Origin of the sequence: Aeromonas sp. QDB56, assembly GCF_027705505.1 — a bacterium.
GTDB classification, from domain to species: Bacteria; Pseudomonadota; Gammaproteobacteria; order Enterobacterales; family Aeromonadaceae; genus Aeromonas; species Aeromonas caviae.
This window is the reverse complement of sequence record NZ_JAPDBZ010000253.1, coordinates 1-1,875: the sequence shown is the minus strand read 5'-3', so window position 1 is coordinate 1,875 and position 1,875 is coordinate 1. Positions and strand designations below refer to the sequence as shown.

Annotated in this window: 3 protein-coding genes; all 3 read left to right on the top strand. The window is 59.7% G+C overall.

The window, feature by feature from the left end; all coding sequences use genetic code 11:
• Positions 1-323: 323 nt before the first annotated feature.
• The gene (locus OKB81_RS20195) at positions 324-662 is read left to right on the top strand and encodes a DUF2956 domain-containing protein (protein WP_010673255.1); all 339 of its coding nucleotides are present in this window, start codon (positions 324-326) and stop codon (positions 660-662) included.
• A gap of 115 nt (positions 663-777) precedes the next feature.
• Positions 778-1,113, top strand: a complete 336-nt coding sequence (locus tag OKB81_RS20190) for a hypothetical protein (RefSeq protein ID WP_010673254.1) — start codon at positions 778-780, stop codon at positions 1,111-1,113.
• A gap of 97 nt (positions 1,114-1,210) precedes the next feature.
• The coding region (locus OKB81_RS20185; RefSeq protein WP_270805424.1) for a tetratricopeptide repeat protein at positions 1,211-1,875 on the top strand (665 nt) is incomplete at its 3' end.

The window sequence follows — 1,875 nt, the reverse complement described above, 5'->3', positions numbered from 1 at the left end:
ATCTCGCACCTCGATAACTGTACGTAAGATCAGTATAGTTCGTGGTAACTGACTGCTAATCATGGGTAATCAGGTTTCCATATCACCTTGTTATTTTGTTATTGGACGACCCTATCCAGGATCGGGCGGTAATATAACAAACAACATGTGACGGTTTTTCATCGGCGACTCACAAATTCCGCCAAATGTGATCATCCACGCAACCTGTTTCCCCTATTTGGAACAGAGGCACCCCACTCGCAGAGCAATTTCCCCCATGATGGCAGCCCGCCGGTAACGGTTATGGCATACTGCCCGCCAATCAATGCCAAGGAGTGCCTGGAATGGCCAAGTACGACAAAATTTCCCCCGAAACCCAGCAGGAGGCGATGAAGATCGCCCGTGCCAACCAGAAGCCGGGGCAGACCAAGGAGCAAACCCAGCTCATCGCCCAGGGGATCCAGAAGGGCATAGACGAATACAAGAAACAGATGAAGGCGAAGGCCCGCGAGGCCAGCCGCCAGAAGAAACTGCAAGCCAAAGCCAGGCACTCTTCCCAAGAGACACCGGAAGAGGAGAGCGAAGCCGAGGTCATCGAGCTCACCCGCCAGCACCCGCTGCCCTGGATCCTGCTGGTGCTGAGCTGGCTGGTATTTGCCGTGCTCTGGTTCTGGTTCCGCTGATCCTGCCCAGGCAAACCTTTGCCCTGCGATCCGCTTCACAGCCCGGGCGCGGGGGACTGGTCATTCCCCACCCGGACTGCCTACACTCTGCCCCCCTTGTCAGGAGACACTCATCATGAACCCGGCCCCGCTCTATCTGCTGGCTCCCCTCGCCCTCTTCCTCGTGACCCTGGTGCTCTATCGCATCTCGCCACTGCGGGCGGTTGCCGCCGGCCATGCCCGCTGGTTTATCCTGCCCGCCTTCACCCTCTTTATCCTGCTCATCGTCATCAATGGCGCTGCGGATCCCGCCCTGAGAAGCCCTGCTTTCCACTGGCTGATGCCGGGGTTCGGCTTTGCCCTGAGCCTGTTCCCTGCCCTGCCCAAGGCACTGGTACCGCGCCTGGCTATCAAGGAGGGAGCCTTTGCTGCCCTGGGTCTGATGCTGATGAGCCTTGCCATGGTCTACTGATCGGCAAGCGCTGGCGTCACGATGGCGCCAGCCCCCTTCTTGTACAAAGAATGGCCTTCAGGCATCTTGGTGGGCGGATAACCGGCATGGAGGCCAGATGAACAATCCGCCCGATTTCATGGCACTGTGGGATTATCAGGATCCCGTTGCCAGTGCCCAGCGTTTTCAAGCACTGCTGCCCGAGGCGCGTGCCGCCAACCTGCAATGGGAGCTGGAGCTCCTCACCCAGATAGCCCGCACCCATTCGCTGCAACGCCAGTTTGCACAGGCGCACCAGCTGCTCGACGAGATAGAACCCCGCCTCACCGAGGCGACTCCACGGGCCCGCCTGCGCGCCTTGCTGGAGCGTGGCCGCACCTTCAACTCCGCCGGTGACAAGGCCAGCGCCAGAGCCCTGTTTGAACAGGCCTGGCAACTGGGAGAGCAGTACGAAGAGCACTATCTGGCCATCGATGCGGCCCACATGGTGGCCATCGCCGCCCCCCTGGAGGAGCAGAGCCACTGGCACCAGCTGGCGATGACCCTGGCCGAGCGCAGTCACGACAAGCGGGCGCGAGGCTGGCTCGCCACCCTCTATAACAATCAGGGCTGGACCCTGTTCGAGCTGGGTCGCCTCGACGAGGCCATCGCCTGTCAGCAAAAGTGCCTGGCCTGGCACGAGCAGCACAACAACCAGGGCAAAGCCTTTATCCGACATTCCGCACCTGATTTAGGAATAAATTTGCCGATAGCGCTCACCCAATACCTCCAAAATGATCTGCT

Excerpts from the sequence above, each read along its gene's own strand:
- OKB81_RS20190 (WP_010673254.1), top strand. The coding sequence starts at position 778 with ATGAACCCGGCCCCGCTCTATCTGCTGGCTCCCCTCGCCCTCTTCCTC.
- OKB81_RS20195 (WP_010673255.1), top strand. The coding sequence starts at position 324 with ATGGCCAAGTACGACAAAATTTCCCCCGAAACCCAGCAGGAGGCGATG.